General features: G+C 58.2%; 14 protein-coding genes, 3 rRNA genes and 2 pseudogenes. 11 read left to right on the top strand and 8 right to left on the bottom strand.

What is annotated here, in order from left to right; translation table 11 throughout:
• Positions 1 to 4: 4 nt before the first annotated feature.
• From AXW84_RS20025 to AXW84_RS20035, 3 genes are all read right to left on the bottom strand, one after another.
• Positions 5 to 469: a hypothetical protein gene (locus AXW84_RS20025; protein ID WP_157887144.1), complete on the bottom strand. Its 465-nt coding sequence runs from the start codon at positions 467 to 469 to the stop codon at positions 5 to 7.
• Between the two features lie 67 nt (positions 470 to 536).
• Entirely contained in the window at positions 537 to 1346 is an 810-nt protein-coding gene (locus AXW84_RS20030) for a class I SAM-dependent methyltransferase (RefSeq protein WP_068237512.1), read from the bottom strand.
• A gap of 93 nt (positions 1347 to 1439) precedes the next feature.
• Complete coding sequence (locus AXW84_RS20035) at positions 1440 to 1871, bottom strand: ribosome-binding factor A (RefSeq protein WP_071892355.1); 432 nt, start codon at positions 1869 to 1871, stop codon at positions 1440 to 1442.
• Positions 1872 to 2010: 139 nt separating this feature from the next.
• Between AXW84_RS20035 and AXW84_RS20040 the strand changes: the two genes are divergently transcribed.
• The 7 genes and pseudogenes from AXW84_RS20040 to AXW84_RS20070 all read left to right on the top strand — a co-directional run bounded on the left by AXW84_RS20040 (position 2011) and on the right by AXW84_RS20070 (position 7224).
• Entirely contained in the window at positions 2011 to 3444 is a 1434-nt protein-coding gene (locus AXW84_RS20040; protein WP_068237515.1) for a hypothetical protein, read from the top strand.
• A gap of 54 nt (positions 3445 to 3498) precedes the next feature.
• Positions 3499 to 3807, top strand: coding sequence for a transposase (locus AXW84_RS20045; protein ID WP_068237518.1), 309 nt, complete (start codon positions 3499 to 3501; stop codon positions 3805 to 3807).
• A 152-nt stretch (positions 3808 to 3959) separates the two neighbouring features.
• Positions 3960 to 4703, top strand: coding sequence for an IS3 family transposase (locus AXW84_RS20050; RefSeq protein ID WP_157887145.1), 744 nt, complete (start codon positions 3960 to 3962; stop codon positions 4701 to 4703).
• 17 nt (positions 4704 to 4720) lie between these two features.
• Positions 4721 to 4918, top strand: a pseudogene (locus AXW84_RS20055) (integrase core domain-containing protein); the annotation flags it as partial.
• Positions 4872 to 5291, top strand: coding sequence for a hypothetical protein (locus AXW84_RS25225; protein WP_157887146.1), 420 nt, complete (start codon positions 4872 to 4874; stop codon positions 5289 to 5291). The pseudogene AXW84_RS20055 and the gene AXW84_RS25225, both read left to right, overlap by 47 nt.
• Positions 5292 to 5317: 26 nt before the next feature.
• On the top strand, positions 5318 to 6211 hold the full coding sequence (locus AXW84_RS20065) for an IS3 family transposase (protein ID WP_157887147.1): 894 nt from the start codon (positions 5318 to 5320) through the stop codon (positions 6209 to 6211).
• A 201-nt stretch (positions 6212 to 6412) separates the two neighbouring features.
• A protein-coding gene (locus AXW84_RS20070) for an IS5 family transposase (protein WP_442905615.1) occupies positions 6413 to 7224 on the top strand; the annotation gives its coding sequence in 2 pieces (ribosomal slippage) (positions 6413 to 7127 and positions 7127 to 7224; 813 coding nt in all).
• Between the two features lie 119 nt (positions 7225 to 7343).
• On the opposite strand, the gene rrf is transcribed toward AXW84_RS20070, so the two are convergent.
• From rrf to AXW84_RS20090, 4 genes and pseudogenes are all read right to left on the bottom strand, one after another.
• A 5S ribosomal RNA gene (gene rrf, locus AXW84_RS20075) occupies positions 7344 to 7455 on the bottom strand.
• Between the two features lie 79 nt (positions 7456 to 7534).
• Positions 7535 to 10458 (bottom strand): 23S ribosomal RNA (locus AXW84_RS20080).
• A gap of 245 nt (positions 10459 to 10703) precedes the next feature.
• A 16S ribosomal RNA gene (locus tag AXW84_RS20085) occupies positions 10704 to 12217 on the bottom strand.
• Together the 16S, 23S and 5S rRNA genes form the textbook arrangement of a ribosomal RNA operon.
• A 673-nt stretch (positions 12218 to 12890) precedes the next feature.
• Positions 12891 to 13724: pseudogene (locus AXW84_RS20090) on the bottom strand (IS5 family transposase).
• Between the two features lie 68 nt (positions 13725 to 13792).
• Between AXW84_RS20090 and AXW84_RS20095 the strand changes: the two are divergent.
• Positions 13793 to 14627, top strand: a protein-coding gene (locus AXW84_RS20095) for an IS5 family transposase (protein ID WP_157887148.1) whose coding sequence is annotated in 2 segments (ribosomal slippage) — positions 13793 to 14149 and positions 14151 to 14627 — 834 coding nt in all. Because the reading frame shifts where the segments join, the coding sequence is not laid out codon by codon here.
• Between the two features lie 114 nt (positions 14628 to 14741).
• On the opposite strand, the gene tnpA is transcribed toward AXW84_RS20095, so the two are convergent.
• A complete protein-coding gene (gene tnpA / locus AXW84_RS20100; RefSeq protein WP_082774008.1) occupies positions 14742 to 14933 on the bottom strand; it encodes an IS66 family insertion sequence element accessory protein TnpA in 192 nt (63 codons plus the stop codon).
• A gap of 257 nt (positions 14934 to 15190) precedes the next feature.
• Between tnpA and AXW84_RS20105 the strand changes: the two genes are divergently transcribed.
• The 3 genes from AXW84_RS20105 (at position 15191) to AXW84_RS20115 (ending at position 22387) form a co-directional block, all read left to right on the top strand.
• Positions 15191 to 16843: a DUF6377 domain-containing protein gene (locus AXW84_RS20105; RefSeq protein ID WP_157887149.1), complete on the top strand. Its 1653-nt coding sequence runs from the start codon at positions 15191 to 15193 to the stop codon at positions 16841 to 16843.
• Positions 16844 to 17544: 701 nt separating this feature from the next.
• A complete protein-coding gene (locus tag AXW84_RS20110; protein ID WP_236943178.1) occupies positions 17545 to 20700 on the top strand; it encodes a SusC/RagA family TonB-linked outer membrane protein in 3156 nt (1051 codons plus the stop codon).
• A 22-nt stretch (positions 20701 to 20722) separates the two neighbouring features.
• Positions 20723 to 22387: a RagB/SusD family nutrient uptake outer membrane protein gene (locus AXW84_RS20115; protein ID WP_068237537.1), complete on the top strand. Its 1665-nt coding sequence runs from the start codon at positions 20723 to 20725 to the stop codon at positions 22385 to 22387.
• The last annotated feature ends 78 nt before the right edge of the window (positions 22388 to 22465 follow it).

Below are 22465 nucleotides of genomic sequence, written 5' to 3' on the forward strand. Positions count from 1 at the left end.
CGGGTTAGCCGGCTTTGCGGAGGAAGCCGTCCATGAATTCTTCCAAGCGCTTAAGGCGCTCGTCGTGCTGCTTGATGGTCACGTCTAGTAGCGTGCGCACTTCCTGCTTCAGCCCGCGCACATCGGCCTTGATGTCGCGGATTTCATCCAGGAAGATGATATTGAACTGATCTTGACGCTCGTTAAATTTTTCCTGGCGCTCGTTAAATTTTTCCTGGCGCTCGTTAAATTTCTCCTGACGCTCGTTGAATTTCTCCTGACGGTCCGTCCATTCCAGCAGGCGTTGGTTGAACACGCTTTGCTGCTGCTGAAACTTTTGGTTGTCTTGCCGGGCGTGGCGCTGCTCCTGCACCACTTGCAGCAGCAACTCGTTGGTGGTGGCGGCCCGCGCTTCTTGCTGCTCCATCCGGTTCAGCAGCGCATCCATAAAAATCTGAAAACTGCTGGGGTCCATCAAACGGGGCGGCAAACGGTGGGCGGAAGGAAACGAAAGCAAGATACGGGCTTTTGCCCACGGCGACCGGGGCCCCGGGGCCCTATTTCCAGGCTTTTACAATCAGGCCCGTGCCCGAGTCGTGGGCCGAGCGGGCGTCGAGCCAGTTCAGCACCAGGCAAAACGGAAACACGACGGCGTAGTAGAACGGCAGCAGCACAAAGAACAATCGCGACTGGCCCAGCATCAGGATGGGGTACTTCATGCTCAGGCGCCACGAAACCTGGCCGGGCTCGCCGTAGCTGTAGCGGGCCTCGATGCGCTCGAAGCCGGCCGTGCGCAGCTTCTGCTGGATTTCGTGGATGTTGTAGCCGTCGCGCACGTGCTCTTCAATGAAGCTGGTTTCGGCGTCGTCGTGCACGTCGGAACCGCCCTGGTCGCTGGGCGTAGAAATGAGCAGCATCCCACCGTCCTTCAGCGAGGCGTGAATGTTGCGAAACACCTCCACGTCTTCCACGATGTGCTCCATCACGTCAACAGACAGCGCCAAATCGAAGCTATTGGGCTCCTGGTACAGCACCAGGTCTTGCACGGCAAACTGCACATTGGGCCGCCCGATCTGGCGAAAGAAGTGGTTTGAATCGGCTACTTGCTCTTCCTTCACGTCCACGGCCAAAATGTGCCATTTGCGCCCCAGCCCGCTGAGCCAGTAGCTGTACTGGCCATAGCCAGCGCCCGCGTCGAGGATGTTTAGCGGCTCCTGGGTACGGCCCCGGGCCCACTGGCGCAATTCGCGGTGCACGTGCCAGGTGCGCAGCAGCAGCAGATCGAGCAGGAGGTAAAACAACCGGCGCAGGCCCGGGGTACGGTTGAATACCTTGCCGAGCGTCTTCTTAATCGGGTCGTAGTACAAGGACGGTGAATGAGTGAATGAGTGAATGAGTGGATGGCTAAACGAATGAACGAGTGCCGGACGCAGATGCCATTCACTCATTCACTCATTCGCTCATTCACCCTTGAACAGGCGCGGGCGCGGCGCGGGCAACTCGTCGGGGCCCTCTGCAGCGGGGGCAGCCGGTGGGGCGGGCGGGATGTGCAGCTGGCCAAGCACGCCGTCCATGTGGGCAGCGTAGGCGGCGCTGTCGTCGTGGAAGAAGGTGAGTTCGGGCACCACGCGGGCCGTTTTACGGATGCGTTTGGCCAAAGCCTGGCGAATTTCCTTGGCGCTGTCGCGCACCAAGGCCAAGCGGGCGTCGGCGTCGGTGCCCAGCAGCAGGCTCAGGTACACCCGGGCTTGGCCCAGATCGGGCGTCATTTTCACCAAGCTGATGCTCGGGGCCAGTCCGCCGCCAAATAAGTGCGGCAGGTCGCGCTGCAACACGGCGGCCAACTCTTGCTGGAGCAAGCTGGCCATTTTTTGCTGTCGTTTGCTTTCCATATAGTTTGCAAAGGTACGCCCGCGGGAAGATGGGCCGAACGCTACCGCGCAACGAAGCCCCGCGCCCCGCCGCTGGGGCCCCACCGGGCGGCGAATACCTTTGCCGGAACAATTCGGTTTTCCTTATTCACTTTCGCCCGTGCTGCGCTTTTTTCGAGGCTCGTTGCCTGCCCAATTACTGGGGCTGCTGCTGCTGCTGCTGGCCCTGCGCTTGCCGCTGCTGGTTCTGCAAGGCTTGCCCCTCACGGCGGGCGAGCTAAGGGCCCTATTGGTGGGCGAGCGGGTGCACGGCGGGGCCCTGCCCTACCGCGACCTTTACGACGGTACTGCCCCGCTGGCAGTCTACCTGTTCGGTGGGCTCGACTGGGTAGGGGCCCGGCCAGTATTTTTATACCGTGCACTGGCACTGGCTTTGCTGCTGCTGCAAGCCCTGCGCCTGAACTTCGTACTAAACCGCGCCGACGCCTTCCCCGACCGCGGCTACTTAGCAGCCCTCGTATACGTGGTGGTCGGCTCCCTTAGTACAGACCTCGATGCGCTGTCACCGCTGCTAGTGGGGCATACCTTCGTGGTATTTGCCCTCAGCGCCCTGATCCCCACCTCACGCGAGGGTTACGACAACCGCCGCTTATTCCGAGCTGGGTTTCTGATTGGACTAGCAGGGCTGTGCTACTTGCCATTGGTACTTTTTGCGGGCGTGGGCCTGCTGGCCGTTATCATCTTTGCGGCCAATGCGTTTCGCAGCTTCTTGCTGCTGCTGTGTGGATTGCTGTTTCCGTATGCAGTAGCAGCTACGTATTTTCTCTACGTTGGGGCCCTGCCCAACTTCGTACAATTTCACCTTGAACCGGGCTGGCACAATTTCCGCGCCGGGGCCCCCAGCGGCTTGCCCTTGGCCTTGCAATTACGGCTGCTGGCCCTGCCAGCGGCAGTATTGTCACTAGCCACAATGCGAGGACTCGGCACGCCGCTGGGCCCCGTGTTTCAGGCCAAGTTCCGGCAATTGATGATAGCCTGGCTGTTAGTGGCTCTGGCGGTACTGGCGGGCGGCGGTGGCACAGCGCCCGGTGCCCTGGTGCTGCTGCTGCCACCGCTGGCATACTTCAGCCTCTTCCTATGGCAAGCCAGTCGGCCAGCTTGGGCCCCAGAGGTGATTTTCCTAGTGCTGCTAGCCGCCGTAGCGGTGGTGCGCTACCGGGCCCTAGTGCCCGGACTCGAAACCGTGCTGCGCTTGCCCGCCGAAAGCAGCTTCGCTCCCCGCCCCGACCCATCTTTAGCCGGGCTTCACAACCAGCATTTATTTGTGCTGGGTCCCGACCACCGTGCTTACCTCACCAATTCCTCGGCCACCCCCTACCTCGACTGGCACTTAGCTCTAAGCGATTTTGACTACCTTGATCAGTACGCCGCTGTAGTCCGCATTGGCCGGCAAGTAGGGGCCAATCCGCCCGCTTACATACTCGACCAAAGTCATTTGCTTCCACAATTGCGCCACCTATTACCTAGGGTGTTTGGAGCCTATAAGCCGGCTGGCCTACCAAACCTATATCGGCACGTGAGAGCTATTAAGTAGAAGTGAGGTGGTCGGATAAATCTAGACAGAATAGGGTCTTAACTTTCGATTGTCATGAAAGACAGCCCCCAACCCGCCAAACGTCGGCGTTATGACGCTGCCTTCCGCGTCGAGGCCCTACGCCTGGCTGGCGAGAGCCGCTCCACCCAGGCAGCCGCCCACGCGCTAAATATCAGCCCCAAACTGCTCTACAAATGGCAGAAAGAGGCACTCACGCCCGTAGCGGCGGCTCGTGTGGCCGATTTGGACCCGGCCACGGCGGCGGAGTTGCGTCAGCTGCGGGCCTTGGCCCGGCGGCAGGCGCAGGAGCTGAACATTTTAAAAAAGGCCATTGCCATCTTCTCGGCGACCGACAGCCTATGAGCCGCTATCGCTTCATCGACGGGCAGCGGGCCACGCACCCCGTGCGCCTGCTCTGCCAAGTGTTGCGCGTACCGGCTAGTAGGTATTATGCGTGGCAACATCCTCAGCAACAAAGCATAGCACAAGGCGAGCCGGCTTAGGAAACGGCGCTGGTGAAGGTATTCGGCCACCACAAATGCCGCTATGGTACGCGCCGACTGCAGCTCGCTTTGCGCCGAAAAGGCCATCGTATTGGCCGTCACCGCCTACGCGGGGCCATGCGCCGGCGGGGCCAGCGCGCGCTACAACCGAAGGCCTTCACCCCGCGCACCACCGACTCAACCCACGGGCTGCGGTACGCGCCAAACCGGCTGCTTGACCAGCCCAAGCCAACCCATGCGAACCGGGTCTGGGTCAGCGATATCACGTATTTGCCGCTGGCAAACGGCGACTGGGCCTATCTGTGCGCCTTTCAGGATGTAGCCAGCAAGCAGGTGGTCGGCTGGCAAGTCGGGGCGACGATGCCGGAAGAATTGATCATCAGGGCCTTGCAACGCGCTTTTTGGGCGCAGCCGCCGACCCCAAGCCTGCTGGTGCATTCGGACCGCGGCGGGCAGCACTGCGGCAATGCTTACCGAAAGCTGCTGCACGACCACGGAGCCGTGCGCTCGCAGAGCCGGCGCGGCGACCGCTACGACAACGCCCAAGCCGAAAGCCTTTGGTCCCGGCTTAAAACCGAGGTGCTCGAACTATGCGAACGGCTCGTTTTTGCCGACCTGGCCGACGCGCAGGCCAGCGTCGCCGACTATTTTGACTACTACAACCACGAGCGCCTGCGCTCCAGCATCGACTATCGGACGCTCTATCACACTCATCAACAGCTTCTTCAAACTAACACCCTAAACTGTCCAGTGTAATTGGACCACCTCATCCGTACATTGAATCGTTCAACGGCAGCTTCCGCGATGAGTGCTTGAACGTGCACTGGTTTCTGTCGCTGACCGATGCGCAAGAGAAAATCGAGCACTGGCGCCAAGAATACAATGGCTTCCGGCCGCACAGCTCGTTACAGAATTTAACGCCCGATGAGGCAGTGGCTGCCGCCACTACCGTCGAGCTTCAGAACGCCTGATGCCCTACTTCCGAGCGGCCCAGTAAATGGGAGGAGGTCAGAGCAATTCAAGGAAACGGCGGCGTTCCGCATTGTCTTTGGGGGCGAAGAGCCCAGCCAGGTGATGGCCGACCTGGATATCCACAACAGTTACACGTTGCGCAACTGGGTGAGCCTGTATCAGCTCAAGGTGCAGACCGGCTTGTTCGTTAGCCCGGCTATGACACGAACGCAAAAACGGGACATACTGGCCTTACAACAGCGCAACGAGGAGCTGGAACAGACCTTGCAGCAGGCTAATCTATTGATTCTAGCCCTCCACACCCTGATTGGGGTGGCCGAGCAAGAGCTGCAACTGCCCATCCGAAAAAAGTCTGGCACCAAACGGTCCTGAGGCTTCAGGAAAACGAAATCGCCCGGGTGAGCGTCGGTCACTTGTGTCGACTGTTTGGTGTCAGCCGACAAGCCTTTTATCGTCGCCAGCACGACGCCCAGCGGGTACGGGGCCACGCTTTGCTGGTGCTGGGCCTCGTGCTCGCGCTTCGGCGCGAGATTCCAGGGCTGGGCACCCGCAAGTTGTATTTACTGCTGCAAGAGCCCTTGGCGGCGAGTGGCATCAAAATGGGCCGCGACAAGCTGCATCAGCTCCTACAAACACACAACTTGATTCTGCGCCAAAAGCGGGTGGTGCCGAAGACGACGAATTCGGCGCACAGCCTACGTAAGTATCCAAACTTGTTGGTGGACGCAACGTTGACAGCGCCCCAGCAAGCGTGGGTGTGCGACATTACCTACTTGTGCATCGGGCTGGACTTCGGCTACTTATCCTTACTAACGGATGCGTATTCGAAACTTATCGTCGGTTACTGCCTGCATCCGTACCTCACGGTGGAAGGCTCGCTGAAAGCGTTGGAGATGGCGCTGCAAAGTGAGCAGCCCCGCTCCGCATGCCTGATTCACCACTCAGACCGGGGGAGTCACTATGGCAGTTTCGCCTACACACAGCGGCTCCGACAAGCGGGGATTACCATCAGTATGACCCAACAGGGCGACCCCTACGAGAATGCAGTAGCCGAACGCATCAATGGCATCTTGAAAACGGGTTTCCGCTTAAACCGCGTGTTCACCACCTTTGACGAAGCCGCCCGCGCCGTCGCGCAGAGCGTACATAACTACAACCATCTGCGCCCCCATATGAGCTGTGGATATCTCACGCCAGCGGTTGCTCACACCAGTACCGAGCCCTTGCGCAAGCCTTGGAAGCCAAAAGTCTACAACACTAATCAGTCCCCAACATCACCCGGTGCAGCTTAACTTGACAACCTGCTAGCAGGACTAAGACCACTCCTTTTCTTCTCCCGCAAAAACTGACAACTTTTTTTCAGCATTGGACAACCTGTACACTTAGAGCCTATCCGGAAAATAAAGAAGTTGTAGCCAGGCGCGAGAAATTTGGGGTTACCACACCTGACAAGTTTCTCCTTGCGCCCGACTACAACCGCGTACGAAGCTACGATTCACGCTGATTTCTTGCCTTCTCCCCTGCTGTGGGCAGCGGCCGAACCGCTGCTCCCCGAGGCGCTCAGTGGGGTGAGCAAGCGCGGCCGGCCTCGGGTTTGCAACCGCCAGATGTTTTTTGCAATGTACTATATTTTGGTTACTGGCATGCAATGGAAGGCGCTGCCGCGGTGTTTGGGGGCCGCCTCGACGGTGCACGAGCGATTCCAGGAGTGGGGGCGCGCAGGAGTCTTCAAACAGCTCTGGACCAGTGGATTGGTGCAATTGCAGGCCGAGGGCCGCCTGGACTGGGACTGGCAGTGCCTGGACGCCTGTCAGACCAAAGCCCTGCTCGGCGGGGAGGCCGTTGGCCCCAACCCCACCGACCGGGGCAAGGGCGGGGTCAAGCGCCACGTGCTCACCGAGGCCCAGGGCCTGCCCATCGGCGTGGCCGTCACGGGGGCCAATGTGCACGAAGTCACGCAAGTACAGACGGTACTGGATTCGATGCCGGTGCTGCCCCCTCCGGCCGAAGGCGACTTTGCTCCTGGCTTTTGCTCCGACAAAGGCTATGATGCCGAGGCTGTTCGCCGCCTGCTGGCACAGTGGGGCTACCGGGTGCATATCCTGGGCCGGGGCGAAGAGGCTGAGAAGCGCCGCACCCCCGGCTACCGCGCCCGCCGCTGGGTGGTGGAGCGCACCCACGCCGGGTTTCACCGATTCCGCCGCCTGCTATCCGCTGGGAAAAGAAAGTCACCTACTACGAAGCTTTCCTGCACCTGGCCTGTGCCAACACCGTCTGGCGACACTCCCTCTTATTTTCCGGATAGACTCTTATAGCCGGACGAGACAATCAATAAGAAATAAATATTACATCTGTAATTACTCCAAAACAAAATCCCTCTGCTAATATGCTAGTAAAAGCATATTAGCAGAGGGGTTACAATAAAGTTGGCGGCGACCGACTCTCCCACCGGTGAAGGCAGTACCATAGGCGCACCGGGGCTTAACGGCTCTGTTCGGAATGGGAAGAGGTGAACACCCGGGCTAAAGCCACCATTGCTGGCATTGCTTGTCGTGTTCAATGACAAGCAGCAAAACCGTTGACATAAGGGTAAAGAAAAAGAAGTAAAAGTCTGGAACAAGCGAAGCCCTCGGGCCATTAGTACGGCTCGGCTGTTCCATTTCTGGTTTTTCACCTGCCGCCTATCCACGTGGTCGTCTCCCACGGCCCTTCCAATTGGGATATCTCATCTCCAGGTGAGTTTCGCACTTAGATGCTTTCAGCGCTTATCTCCTCCCAGCGTAGCTACCCGGCGCTGCACCTGGCGGTACAACCGGCGCACCAGCGGCTGGTCCATCCCGGTCCTCTCGTACTAAGGACAGGTCCTGTCAAATATCCAACGCCCACCACAGATAGGGACCGAACTGTCTCACGACGTTCTGAACCCAGCTCGCGTGCCACTTTAATCGGCGAACAGCCGAACCCTTGGGACCTTCTCCAGCCCCAGGACGTGACGAGCCGACATCGAGGTGCCAAACCTCCCCGTCGATATGAGCTCTTGGGGGAGATCAGCCTGTTATCCCCGGCGTACCTTTTATCCTTTGAGCGACGGCCCTTCCATGCGGAACCGCCGGATCACTATATCCGTCTTTCGACCCTGTTCGGCTTGTGGGCCTCGCAGTCAAGCCCGCTTCTGCTATTGCGCTCTGCGTCCGGTTACCAAGCGGACTGAGCGGACCTTTGAAAGCCTCCGATACTCTTTTGGAGGCGACCACCCCAGTCAAACTACCCAGCAGCCACTGTCTCCGCGCGGCGGATTAGGCATCAGGCACGGCAAGGGCGGTATTTCAACGTCGGCTCCCCGAGACCTAGCGGCCCCGGTTCAGCGCCTCCCGCCTATGCTACACATGCCGAACCCAACACCAATGGCAACCTATAGTAAAGGTGCACGGGGTCTTTCCGTCCCGTGGCGGGTACTCGGCATCTTCACCGAGACTACAATTTCACCGAGCTCACGGCTGAGACAGCGCCCAGATCGTTACACCATTCGTGCAGGTCGGAACTTACCCGACAAGGAATTTCGCTACCTTAGGACCGTTATAGTTACGGCCGCCGTTTACCGGGGCTTCGATTCAAACCTTCGCCCTTGCGGACTAAGTTCCCCTCTTAACCTTCCGGCACCGGGCAGGTGTCAGGCCATATACGTCCGCTTGCGCGTTGGCATAGCCATGTGTTTTTGTTAAACAGTCGCCTGGGCCTTTTCACTGCGGCTTCTCTGGCTTGCGCCAGAGGAAGCGACCCTTCTCCCGAAGTTACAGGTCCATTTTGCCGAGTTCCTTGGCCGTGATTCACTCGAGCGCCTCAGGATACTCTCCTTGACCACCTGTGTCGGTTTGCGGTACGGGCGATGAATCGATTAAAACGCTTAGCAGGTTTTCTTGGCAGTCGGATTAGGCACGCTATCCGCGTGGCCCGAAGGCCGTGCGGTACTATCAGGTTTCGACAAGATGGGCGTACTTAACTACCCTTCCTATATCTACGCCCTTCAACGGGCACTTCCGTCCGCCCGCGGTGCTTTCACTTCTGCGTCACTGCATCACTTCGATTCATCGGTGCTGGACTATTAACCAGCTGGCCATCGAATACGCCCCTCGGCTTTTCCTTAGGTCCCGACTAACCCAGCTCCGATTAGCGTTGAGCTGGAAACCTTGGTCTATCGGCGTGGGGGTTTCGCACCCCCATTATCGTTACTCATGCCTACATATGCGTTTCTCCACGCTCCACCGCCCCTGACGAGACGGCTTCTCCGCAAGAAGAATGCTCCCCTACCACGCAACCATCTTGCAGGTTGCATCCAAAGCTTCGGTACCAGGTTTGATGCCCGCGTATTATCGACGCCCGATCGCTCGACCAGTGAGCTGTTACGCACTCTTTAAAGGAATGGCTGCTTCCAAGCCAACCTCCTGGCTGTCAAAGCAATCGGACCTCCTTTGTTCAACTTAACCTGGATTTAGGGACCTTAGCCGTTGGTCTGGGTTCTTTCCCTCTCGGCCGGGGACCTTAGCACCCCAGGCCTCACTGCCGGCGATACGTGCTGGCATTCGGAGTTCGTCAGGATTCGGTAGGCTCTGACACCCCCTAGTCCTATCGGTAGCTCTACCTCCAGCACGCTCCGCGCCGACGCTGTACCTCAATACATTTCGGGGAGTACGAGCTATTTCTCAGTTTGATTGGCCTTTCACCCCTACCCACAACTCATCCAAATCCTTTTCAACGGAAACTGGTTCGGACCTCCAGTGCGTGTTACCGCACCTTCATCCTGGTCATGGGTAGCTCACCAAGTTTCGCGTCTACCCCCCCCGACTACGCGCCCTGTTCAGACTCGCTTTCGCTGCGGCTCCGCGCCTAAAAGCGCTTAACCTTGCCGGGGAGGAGTAACTCGTAGGCTCATTATGCAAAAGGCACGCCATCAGGCCACCAAAGCCCTCTGACTGCTTGTAAGCACACGGTTTCAGGTTCTTTTCACTCCGGTATTCCCGGTTCTTTTCACCTTTCCCTCACGGTACTAGTTCACTATCGGTGTCTCAGGAGTATGTAGCCTTAGCGGATGGTGCCGCTCGCTTCAGACGGGGTTTCTCCGGCCCCGCCCTACTCAGGATCCCACTACCGTAAACCAGAATTGTCGCTTACCGGGCTCTCACCGTCTCTGGCCTGCTTTCCCACGCAGTTCAGCTAACTCGATTTAATCAGATGTTGTGGTCCTACAACCCCGCAGCGGCCGTAACCGCCGCGGTTTGGGCTCCTCCCCGTTCGCTCGCCACTACTTGGGGAATCATTGTTATTTTCTTTTCCTGCAGGTACTTAGATGTTTCAGTTCCCTGCGTTTGCCACTGCCCGGCAAGCGGGTCAGTTCACGACTCTTCCAGTCGCGGGGTTGCCCCATTCGGAAACCCCGGGATCACCGGGCATGTGCCCCTCCCCCGGGCTTATCGCAGCTTATCGCGTCCTTCGTCGCCTCTGAGACCCTAGGCATCCCCCGTGTGCTCTTGCTTACTTCTTACTTGCGCTTCGTCTCACTAAAAGTGAGGACAAAGTGCTTACCTACCACAGATAAATAAGCCCGCTTTTTACTTCTCTTTCTTGGTTACCCTTACGTCAAAGAACGTTTGCCACATTATTTGTGGCAACTGAAGAATATAGAGTAATATCTATAGTCTTTTAAATTATTTGAATGAGGAAATAGACAATGGGTAAAGTGCTTACGAAACGGGTTGATTGGCCCCGTCGGGGGCGAAGCGGCTCCAGAAAGGAGGTGATCCAGCCGCACCTTCCGGTACGGCTACCTTGTTACGACTTAGCCCTAGTTACCTGTTCTACCCTAACCGGCTTCGTTGCGGAGCACCGGCTTCAGGTCTACCAAACTTCCATGGCTTGACGGGCGGTGTGTACAAGGCCCGGGAACGTATTCACCGCGCCATTGCTGATGCGCGATTACTAGTGATTCCAGCTTCACGGAGTCGAGTTGCAGACTCCGATCCGAACTGAGAACGGCTTTTCGGGATTGGCGCACCATCGCTGGTTGGCAACCCGCTGTACCGTCCATTGTAGCACGTGTGTAGCCCTAGGCGTAAGGGCCATGATGACCTGACGTCGTCCCCGCCTTCCTCACTGCTTGCGCAGGCAGTCCATCTAGAGTCCCCGGCACGACCCGCTGGCAACTAAATGTAGGGGTTGCGCTCGTTGCGGGACTTAACCCAACACCTCACGGCACGAGCTGACGACGGCCATGCAGCACCTTGCTTTGTGTCCCGAAGGAAAGGTTCGTCTCCGAACCGGTCACGCGCATTCTAGCCTAGGTAAGGTTCCTCGCGTATCATCGAATTAAACCACATGCTCCACCACTTGTGCGGGCCCCCGTCAATTCCTTTGAGTTTCACCCTTGCGGGCGTACTCCCCAGGTGGGATACTTAACGCTTTCGCTAAGCCAGTGACCGTCTATCGCCACCAGCGAGTATCCATCGTTTACGGCGTGGACTACCAGGGTATCTAATCCTGTTCGCTCCCCACGCTTTCGTGCCTCAGCGTCAGTACCGGCCTAGTCAGCTGCCTTCGCAATCGGGGTTCTGGACGGTATCTATGCATTTCACCGCTACACCGCCCATTCCGCCAACCTCGTCTGGACTCAAGCCGCGCAGTTTCCAGGGCAGTTCCGTTGTTGAGCAACGGGCTTTCACCCCAGACTTACGCGGCCGCCTACGCACCCTTTAAACCCAATAAATCCGGACAACGCTCGCACCCTCCGTATTACCGCGGCTGCTGGCACGGAGTTAGCCGGTGCTTATTCTCCCGGTACCGTCAGGGCCCTGCGCACAGGACCGGTTCTTCCCGGAAAAAAGCCGTTTACGACCCAGAAGGCCTTCATCCGGCACGCGGCATGGCTGGGTCAGAGTCTCCTCCATTGCCCAATATTCCCTACTGCTGCCTCCCGTAGGAGTCGGGCCCGTATCTCAGTGCCCGTGTGGGGGACCAGCCTCTCAGCTCCCCTAGCCATCGTCGCCTTGGTGGGCCGTTACCCCCCCAACTAGCTAATGGCACGCAGCCCCATCCGAATCCAATAAATCTTTAACTTCTGCCCGATGCCGGACCAAAGTCTTATGCGGTATTAATCCGCCTTTCGGCGGGCTATCCCCCAGATTCGGGTAGGTTGGCTACGCGTTACGCACCCGTGCGCCACTATGGCATTGCTGCCACCGTTCGACTTGCATGTATTAGGCCTGCCGCTAGCGTTCATCCTGAGCCAGGATCAAACTCTCCATTGTATAATGTCCTTCACCCACTCGTAAGCAGGCTGCTGTCTTGTGCTCGCCTCGCCCCGTTACAAGGACAAGGCCGCTCGACGCGTTTCGTGGCTGAGCCGCCGGGTTGCCCCGGCGGCTCCCTTACTATTTGTCTATTTCCGTCATTCAAAGAACGTACGCCGCTTCCTGTTGAAGCAACCGTGCGGGCCGCCTACGCAGCCCTTTTATTTCAACCCCTCCCCCCCCGCTTTTCAATTGGGAGTGCAAAGGTAAACTATTTTGTTGACGATTTGGCAATGCAGACAGAATTATTTTTTAATCTGCCTAGCTATTTCAAATTCTACCACTTCCAATTGGAGTCAGCAATTATATTTTTTTGAGCCTGAATTTTGGTGCACTGTTATCATTTTCCCCTTTTGGGAGTGCAAAGGTAACAAATATTTTCGATTTAGCAATTTCTAGGAGATTGTTTTTTCAATTCTCTTCAGGATTTCAAATCCCACAATTGTCAACCCAAGTCTTTAATGTGGCCTTTGTAAAAGTACCGCGCCACATCTTTTTGTTATTTCCCCATTTGGGAGTGCAAAGGTAACCAAATTCTTCAACTGTCTAATGTATTGCTGACGTATTTTTCTCAAATATCCTATCATGAAGCCCATGAGTTTGATAATAATAGGACTTACGCACTAAGAGGCTATCCAAATAGGCAGTTATACCAGGTGATTCGCGCGCAAGCAAAATGAAGCATGGCCAGGTAGTTTTCGGGCTTTTTGGCCCAGCGAATGAGCAAGTGCCGGAAGCGGTTGCGCCAGGAGTGGGTCCGCTCCACGGCCCAGCGCCGGGCTTTCTGGCCGGCTTTTTTGGCCTGGACTTCTTCCCCCCGCGGGCGGATGTGGGCCGTGTAGCCGAGGGCCGCCAGCAGTTCGCGCACCTGCTTCGAGGCGTAGCCGGCAGCCAGGCACAGCCCCTGCTGCCCGCCCGCCGCCCGGTGGGCGTCGCGGGCGGCTTCGGCCTGGGGCGGCACGCTGGCCCAGGTGCTCTCCACCAGCTTCCCGTCGTGGCGGTTGGCCCCGTCGAGCACCAGCCCCACCGGGATGCCCCGGGCCTCCGTCAACAGGCTGCGCTTGACGCCGCCGTTGCCGCGGTCCGGGGGGTTGGGCCCCGTTTTTTTTTCCGCCCAGCGGCGCTTTGTGCAGCGAGCCGTCGAGGGCCATCCAGGCAAAGTTTAACCCAAGCAGCTCGTCGTAGTCGCCCAGGGCCTCGTCCCAGCGGCGGGCAAATACGCCCGCCTGCACCCACTGTTGGAACCGACTGTGGGCCGTGGAGCTTTTGCATAACCCGTCGCATCCAATGCTTTCCACTGGCAACCCGTGCGCAGAACGAAGAAAATGGCGCTCAGTACCTCCCGGTCCGCAAGGCGGCGGCGGTGGCAGCCCAAAGGGTGGGCTTTGGGCACATGGACCGGCAAGAGCGGGGAAAGCCGCTCCCATAAGGTGTCGGAAATGGTAAACGCTTGAACTGTCGCCATAACTCCAACTTACAACCTATTTGGATAGCCTCTAAGAGGCTATCCAAATAGGGGATTAACTTTGGCTAATGGCGACAGTTCAAGAATTCACGATTTCAGACACGCTTTGGGCGCGGTTAGCGCCCCTGCTGCCCGCGCATGTGGGCAAGGCCCACCCGCTGGGCTGCCATCGGCCGCGCATCCCGGACCGGGACGCGCGGAGCGCCATCTTCTTCGTTTTGCGCACGGGCTGCCAGTGGAAAGGGCTGGATGCAACCGGTTTGTGCCAAAGCAGTACCGCCCACAGCCGGTTCCAGCAGTGGGTGCAAGCCGGCGTATTTGCCCGCCGCTGGGACGAGGCCCTGGGCGACTACGACGAGCTGCTTGGGTTAAACTTTGCCTGGATGGCCCTCGACGGCTCGCTGCACAAAGCGCCGCTGGGCGGAAAAAAAAACGGGGCCCAACCCCCCGGACCGCGGCAACGGCGGCGTCAAGCGCAGCCTGTTGACGGAGGCCCGGGGCATCCCGGTGGGGCTGGTGCTCGACGGGGCCAACCGCCACGACGGGAAGCTGGTGGAGAGCACCTGGGCCAGCGTGCCGCCCCAGGCCGAAGCCGCCCGCGACGCCCACCGGGCGGCGGGCGGGCAGCAGGGGCTGTGCCTGGCTGCCGGCTACGCCTCGAAGCAGGTGCGCGAACTGCTGGCGGCCCTCGGCTACACGGCCCACATCCGCCCGCGGGGGGAAGAAGTCCAGGCCAAAAAAGCCGGCCAGAAAGCCCGGCGCTGGGCCGTGGAGCGGACCCACTCCTGGCGCAACCGCTTCCGGCACTTGCTCATTCGCTGGGCCAAAAAGCCCGAAAACTACCTGGCCATGCTTCATTTTGCTTGCGCGCGAATCACCTGGTATAACTGCCTATTTGGATAGCCTCTAAGCCCTGCGCTGCCTGGCGTCGCGCCGCAGGGCTGGCTACTTTTTTCGCCGGATCTCCTTGATAGCCTGGTTTTCTAAGCTCAAGTCAGCGAACAGCTGCTTGAGTTTTCAATTCTCCTCTTCCAAGTGCTTGAGCCGCGTTAGTTCCGCGACGCTCGCCCCGGCATACTTGCTTTTCCACGCGTAGAATGTCGCCTCACTCAGGCCGTGCTCCCGCACAATTTGGGCGACGGTTTGCCCGCTGGCTTGCTGTTGCAGAATGGCCACAATTTGGGCCTCGCTGAATCGTCCTTTTTTCATTAGTCAGTCGTCAGGCAGTGAAAGTTACGTCTTTCTCTACTCACAACTGGCTCGCTATTTAGGGAAGCGTACACTACAATCACGAGCGGCTACGTTCCAATATTTACTACCGGATACCGTATATTGGTCACCAACGGCCCTTTGAATTCAGTACCTGAAACTATTAAGCGTAACTGGACCACCTCAATTTTCTCTTAAGCTCTATATTTGATGCTGGCAAGCCCTAGCCGATAAGAGGAGTTTTTAATCCTCGTCAAGTGAAACCTCTTTTATTTCTATGCCTCACCTTATTTGCGGTGGCTGGAGAAGCCCGGGCAAATAACACAGATACGCTACTGGACGAACTTACTCAGGCCCTAAACCACAAAAACACTTATTTCAAGCAGCGGGTTAACCGAATCGCCACGTTAACCGAGCAGTTTCAGGCATCAAAGGGAAATGACCAAGCCAAATTCACCCTCGGCCTGCGCATCTATCAAGAGTACCGATCCTTTAAATACGACTCAGCGTTTGCTTACGCGCAACGGTTGATTAAGCTGGCAAACGCCATGCAAAGTCCCGAAAAGACGGAGGTTTCCGAACTCAACCTAGCTTTCGTGCAAGTATCTTCTGGTATGTTTAAAGAGGCGTTTGAAACCTTGGAAAGAGTTGATCCTACTCAGCTAGACTCTGCCAACCGGGTCGAGCTTTACTTCACTCAAGCACGCGCTTACAGCGACTTAGCTGATTTTAACGGTAGTGCATATTATCTCTCACTTTACACGGCCAAGGCCATTGCCTACAGCGACACAGCTTTACATTATTGCCAAGCGGGCTCGTACCAAGCCTTGTCGGTGCAAGGCTTTCGGTACCTAAAAACCAAGGATATAAAGGCCAGTGAACTGGTGTACAAGCACATTCTCGGCTTACCCGATTTACCCTTGCACCAAGTTGCCATTAACGCCAGCACAGCGGCTTACGTGGCGGAACTGTTGGGTAAGCCGGAAGAGGAATTGCAACTACTGGCGCAGGCGTCCATTGCGGACATCAAGTCGGCCACGACGGAAACCCTGGCGCTATTTAAACTCTCCGACCTGTGCTATCGCCGGGGCGACTTGGCCCACGCGTACACATTTATTAACAGCGCCCGCGAAGATGCCTCCTTTTACAACGCCCGGTTGCGGCAGATTCAGATCGGCAGCATATTTTCCGTCATCGAGGGCCAGCGCGTCAGCATTATCGAGCGCCAGCGGAAAACCTTGGGGGTCTACTCCTTGGCCACCACCGTCCTTATCCTGTTGGTCATCGCCTTTGCTACTGTTATCTTCCGGCAACTCCGGCGCTTGCAACGCGCGGAAGTCACCATCTCGGCCATCAACGAGGCACTTCGGCACAACAACGAGCGGCTCAGCCAGCTAAACGAACAGCTACACGAAGTTAACCACCAACTCAATGAGGCCAACGTCATCAAGGACGAGTACATCGGGCACTACTTCGTTGTCATTTCCGAACACATCGACAAACTCGAAGAAATCAAGGATGCATTGGGTGCCTCGCTGGCCAATAAGCAGTACATCAGCACCCAGCGTATTGTTGAGAGCATAAACGGCAAAAAGGAGCGAAACGACCTTTTCAAGGGCTTCGATGCTGTATTCCTAAAGCTATTTCCCAACTTTGTAGCGGACTTTAACTCCTTGTTGAAAGCGGAAGAGAAGATTGATTCGCCCGAAGACCAGCTATTGACTGCCGAACTGCGGATTTTTGCGCTCATCCGTTTGGGAATTGGCGACAGTGAGCGCATCAGCAAGATTTTGGGCTACACCATAAACACAGTGTATACCTACAAGGCGCGCACCAAGAAGAAATCTATTTACCCAAGCGAGGAGTTTGAAGGGCGCGTGCGGACAATTCAAGCGACTGAACTTATTTAGCACTTTGCCAAGGCCATCGGATCTGCCTGCTAAATCTGGGGGCCGGTGAGCGGGCCAGTCAGGCGAGCAAAATGCCTCGCTGGGGCGAATTGGTGGCCGCTATTGATGCCTTGGCAATCGAACTTATTTTCCTAAGCGGAAGCAGGTAACCCGGGCTTCGGGGCCCCATGCCGACGCTACGCAGGAGGCTCTTGCCAGCGAAGAGGACCTATTGCCAAATAGGCGGCCCAGGTAATTGCCGACACATCGGAGCACGGGAGGCGGACGCTACTAATGCGTTCATAGAAATGGATTGCGTAACCATTACGCGCCTCTTCTATATACTAGTTCCATGATCCTAATTGACCTCATTAGTGCTACCTCACTTGAGCGTTCAGGGCCCTGGGTTGGGTTGGCTGCACATGAAGTTGGATGGGGAAGTAATCAGGCTAACAAAGACTATTTTGGCTACATTTCAACTGAATTCCGGGTATAAATCACCTTGATTTTTATTAATATTTTCAATATTAAGACATTGATTTATAAGGTATTATTATCAATATTTTAAAACTGATTCTTGATATTGGTTTGATGGTTTTCAGGTGCTTGAGCAGTGCCCTTCTTTTGCACCGTTCCATTCCTTTTTCTGATTTGGAATCGATTGCATTTGCCTTGGCAATTGTCAGGCGAGCCAGAACTGATCACCACCTAATCTCCCACCCATGCCGACACTATTACCGCCGGTGCCAACTGCTCGGCACCTTTCCCGAACGCTGTTCCTAGCCACGCTGGGGATGTACTCGACGGGCGCCGCGCTGGCCGCGCCCGGGCATTTCAACCCGGCCGCATCCAAAGCGGAGCACTTACGCGCCACGCCCTGGGTAGCCCCACGCGGTAGCACGGGCCCGGGCCCGTCCTTCGCCAGCCGCACGGCCGGGGCTCTAGCCGATGGCAGCGTCAGCGGCCGCGTGGTAGACGGCCAGGGCCAGGGCCTACCGGGCGCCACGGTGGTGGTGGAAGGAACGACACTGGGTAGTAGCACCGCCGTCGATGGTACTTTTTCCATACCGCGCGTGCCGGCGGGTCCTCACGTGTTGATCATCTCTTCGGTCGGCTTCACCACGGTGCGCCGCGAGATTACCAGCGTGGACGGGCAGAACGCGAGCGTAAGCGTGAAGTTGGCAGAGAATGCCACGGCGCTCAACGAGGCCGTGGTGGTGGGCTACGGCACCGCTCGCCGCCAGGACGTGACCGGCTCGATTGCCACCGTGACGACCAAAGACTTCGTGCAGGGGCAGGTGACCTCGCCCGAGCAGCTCATCCAGGGCAAGCTGGCCGGCGTGCAGATAACCACGGGTGGCGGCGACCCTGGTGCGTTGAGCACCATTCGTATCCGCGGGGGTTCGTCGCTGAATGCCAGCAATGACCCGCTCATCGTCATCGACGGGGTGCCGGTGGACAACCAAGGCATCGCCGGGGCCGGCAGCCCGCTCTCGCTGGTGAACCCCACCGACATTGCGACGTTCACTGTGCTTAAAGACGCTTCAGCCACGGCCATCTACGGTTCGCGGGCGTCCAACGGCGTGATTATCATCACTACCAAAAAGGGGGTAGACGGCGAAAAGATGCACGTCAACATCAACTCGCAGCTGTCGCGCTCGACGAATTACGGCAAGGTCGACGTGCTGGGTGCCGACGCCTACCGCGCCCTCACGAACCAGGCCATTGCCGCCGGCACCGTCCCGGCCATTGGGGCTAAATACTTGGGCACCGCCAACACCGACTGGCAGGACGCCATTTACCGCACGGCCTGGACCAGTGACAACAGCGTGAGCCTGACGGGTAGCGCCAAGCACGTGCCCTACCGGGTGTCGCTGGGGGCCCTCGACCAGAACGGAACGCTGCTTACCAGCAACTTGAAGCGCAACTCGGCTTCCATCGGCCTCACGCCGCGCCTGTTCGACAACCACTTGCGCATCGATGTCAACGTGAAGGGCACCCAGGCCGACTACCGCTTTGCCGACCAGGGGGCCATCGGCGGGGCCGTGCGGTTCAACCCCACCCAGCCTATTTACAGCGGCAACAGCCAGTTTAACGGCTACTACGAGCTGCTGAACGGGGCCATCCCCAACCCCCTCACCGACCGCAACCCGGTGGCGCTGCTCAACGACAAGCGCGACCGCAGCACGGTGCTGCGCAGCATTGGCAACGTGCAGTTCGACTACCAGGTGCATTTCCTGCCCGAGCTGCACGCCAACCTGAACCTGGGCTACGACGTGTCGCGCAGTAACGGCACAGTTAACATTCCGGCCGCGTCGTCGATAGCTTTTTCCACCCAGGGACAGGACAACTCGTACCACCAGGGCAAGAACAACAAGTTGCTGGAGGCCTACCTCAACTACAGCAAGCAAGTTGGCGACCACCACTTAGAAGCCCTGGCCGGCTACTCGTACCAGGATTTTTACACGTACTCGCCGTACCGGCCCGCCTACAAAGCGGACGGCACCCTACTCTACCCCGACAACCCGCCCCAGAACCCGTTCAAGACGCAGTATACACTAATCTCGTTTTACGGGCGCCTGAACTACAACTACAAGGAACGCTACCTATTAACGGGCACCTTCCGGGCCGACGGCTCTTCGCACTTCAGCCCCGACAACCGCTGGGGCAAGTTTCCGGCAGCCTCGGTGGCCTGGCGCATTAACAAAGAGAACTTTCTGGTCGACTCCCATATTGTATCGGACCTAAAGCTGCGCGCGAGCTACGGCATCACGGGCCAGCAGGACATCACCAGCGTGGCCGGCGACTACCCCTACTTGGGCGGCTACAGCATCGGGGCCCCGACCGTGCGGCAAGTCTTCGGCAACGACGTCGTCTACACGCTGAAGCCGGCCGCCTACGACCGCAACCTGAAGTGGGAGCAGACCAAAACCTACGACGCGGGCTTGGACTACGGCTTTTTTAGCAACCGCCTGACCGGCTCGGTGGACGTGTACCTGCGCAAAACCGACGACCTGCTGGCCGTGATTCCGATACCCGTGGGCACTAACTTCAGCAACACGTTGCTGACAAACATCGGCAGCCTAGAAAACCGGGGCATCGAATTAGCCGTAAATTACAACCTGGTGCAGGGCGAACGGTTCAACTGGTCGGTGAACTTCAACGCCACCATGAACCGCACCAAAATCACCAAGCTCACGCAGGTGGAAGACCCCAATTACCTGGGCACCCCGGTGGGCAACGTAGGCAACTTCCAGTTTGTGCAGGTGAACACGGTGGGTTATGCGCCCAATTCGTTCTTCCTCTACCAGCAGAAATACGAGAACGGCAAGCCCTTGCAGGACCCGGCCTCTGCTACCAGCCTCACCCAGTACGTCGATCAGAACAACGACAAACTCATCAATGAGCGCGACAAGCTGCACGAGCACGACCCGGCCCCGAAAGCCATCCTGGGCTTCAGCTCCAACCTGAGCTACGGCAAGGCCAGCTTGGCGTTTACGGTGCGCTCCAACATCGGCAACTACGTGTATAACGGTATTAATGCGGGCCAGGGCAACTACTACGGGCTCAACACGGGCCTGGGCTACGCGGCCAACGTGGTGCCCGACATCTACTCCACCGGGTTCAAAACCGGGCAGCCCTACAGCGACTATTATTTGCAGGACGCCTCCTTCGTGCGCCTCCAGAACGTGACGTTGGGCTACGACTTTGGCAGCTTGTTGAAAGCCGGCACCACGCTGCGCCTAACCTTAGCCGGCCAAAACCTGCTGGTGCTGACCAAGTACACCGGCCTCGACCCGGAGCACTTCAGCGGCATCGACAACCAATTCTATCCCTTGCCCCGCACCGTCACGCTGGGCCTCAACCTCGGCATTTAACTGATTATTAGCTCTTTTTTATATGAATAAGCAATTTCGTTCCGGCGGCGCGGCCTTGGCAGTAACCGCTTCCTTGCTTGGCGGGGGCCTTTCGGGCTGCACCAAGGACCTCGACCGCACTCCGTTCTACGACCTTAACACCGAATCGGTGTACAAGGACCCCGCCAACTACATTCAGGTGTTGGCCAAGTGCTACGCGGGCTTTAACTTGTCGGGCAATTCGGGCTCGCCCGATGTGTTTGCCGGGCAAGGCAAGGACGAGGGCGAAACCTCGTACCTGCGGGCCTACTGGTACTTGCAGGAGTTGACTACTGACGAGGCCGTGGTGGCCTGGAACAGCGGCCCGCTACAGGAGCTGAACCGGACCACGTGGTCGTCGAGCAACGACCTGATCAACAACAGCTACACCCGGATTTTCTACGAGGTAACGCTGTGCAACGAGTTCATCCGCGAGACCACCGACGACAAGCTCAGCAGCCGCGGCATCGCGGGGGCCGACGCCGACAACGCCCGCCTCGACCGAGCCGAAGCGCGCTTCCTGCGGGCCCTGGCGTACTACCACGCCCTCGACATGTACGCCAACGTACCCTTCGTGACCGAAGCCGACGCGCCTAGCAAGAACCTGCCGAAGCAAATCAAGCGGGCCGATTTGTTTGCCTACGTTGAATCGGAGCTGAAAGCCATCGAGCCGCTGCTGAAAGCGGCGCGCCAGGGCCCCTACGGCCGCGCCGACCAAGGTGCTGCCCAGACGCTGCTGGCCAAGCTCTACCTCAACGCGGAAGTATACACGGGCACCGCGCGCTACACCGACTGCCTTACCTACTGCAACAAGGTAATAGGCGGTGGCTATGCGCTCAGCCAGACCAGCCCCGCCACGGCGGCCAATCCCAAACCGGCTTCGGGCTACGCCAAGCTGTTCATGGCCGATAACAACGTGACGGGGGCGTCGGAAATCATCTTCCCCATCACCAGCGACGGCTTGGTGTCGCAGGTGTACGGCGGCACTACGTACCTGGTCCACGCCCAGGTAGGCGACAGCATGGTGGCCAAGAACTTCGGCATCAACGGGGGCTGGTTTGGCAACCGCACCCGCAAAAACCTGCCGCTGCTGTTTGCCGGCGGGGCAAGCAGCGCCGACAGCCGGGCTATGTTCTTCACCCCCGGCCACACCCTGGAAATTAAAGACCTGACGGCCTCCACCAACGGCTACGCCACCACCAAGTGGAAGAACGTGACCTCGACCGGGGCCCCCGGTTCGGACCCGCAGGGCATCTTCGTGGACACCGATTTCCCGATGTTCCGGCTAGGTGACGTGTACCTGATGTACGCCGAGGCGGTGCAGCGCGGCGGCCAGGGCGGCACCCCGGCCCAGGCCCTCACCTACGTGAACGCCCTGCGCGACCGCGCTTACAACAACTCGGGCACCGGCACCGCTGGCCACGTCACGGCCGCCGATGTGGCCTCGCCCGACTTCATCCTGGCTGAGCGGGGCCGTGAGCTGTACTGGGAAGGTTCGCGCCGCACCGACCTCATCCGCTTCGGCAAGTTCACCAGCGCCAGCTACCTGTGGCCCTGGAAAGGCGGCGTAGCGGCCGGCCAAGGTGTTTCGGCCAACCTCAACATCTTCCCCCTGCCCTCGACCGACATCGTGGCAAACCCCACGCTGACGCAGAATACTGGCTATTAGCCGCAGGTAATTGGTAAAAAATAAGAATTGGGGTTTAGTGGCTGGTGCGCCAGGCCCACGATGAAACGAACAGCGCAC

Origin of the sequence: Hymenobacter sp. PAMC 26628, from assembly GCF_001562275.1 — a bacterium.
GTDB lineage: Bacteria > Bacteroidota > Bacteroidia > Cytophagales > Hymenobacteraceae > Hymenobacter.

Bases quoted from the DNA above. Each gene is read 5' to 3' on its own strand.
- AXW84_RS20115 (WP_068237537.1), top strand. From the start codon at position 20,723: ATGAATAAGCAATTTCGTTCCGGCGGCGCGGCCTTGGCAGTAACCGCT.
- AXW84_RS25225 (WP_157887146.1), top strand. From the start codon at position 4,872: ATGAGGCAGTGGCTGCCGCCACTACCGTCGAGCTTCAGAACGCCTGAT.
- AXW84_RS20045 (WP_068237518.1), top strand. From the start codon at position 3,499: ATGAAAGACAGCCCCCAACCCGCCAAACGTCGGCGTTATGACGCTGCC.
- AXW84_RS20035 (WP_071892355.1), bottom strand. From the start codon at position 1,871: ATGGAAAGCAAACGACAGCAAAAAATGGCCAGCTTGCTCCAGCAAGAG.
- AXW84_RS20110 (WP_236943178.1), top strand. From the start codon at position 17,545: ATGCCGACACTATTACCGCCGGTGCCAACTGCTCGGCACCTTTCCCGA.
- tnpA (WP_082774008.1), bottom strand. From the start codon at position 14,933: ATGAAAAAAGGACGATTCAGCGAGGCCCAAATTGTGGCCATTCTGCAA.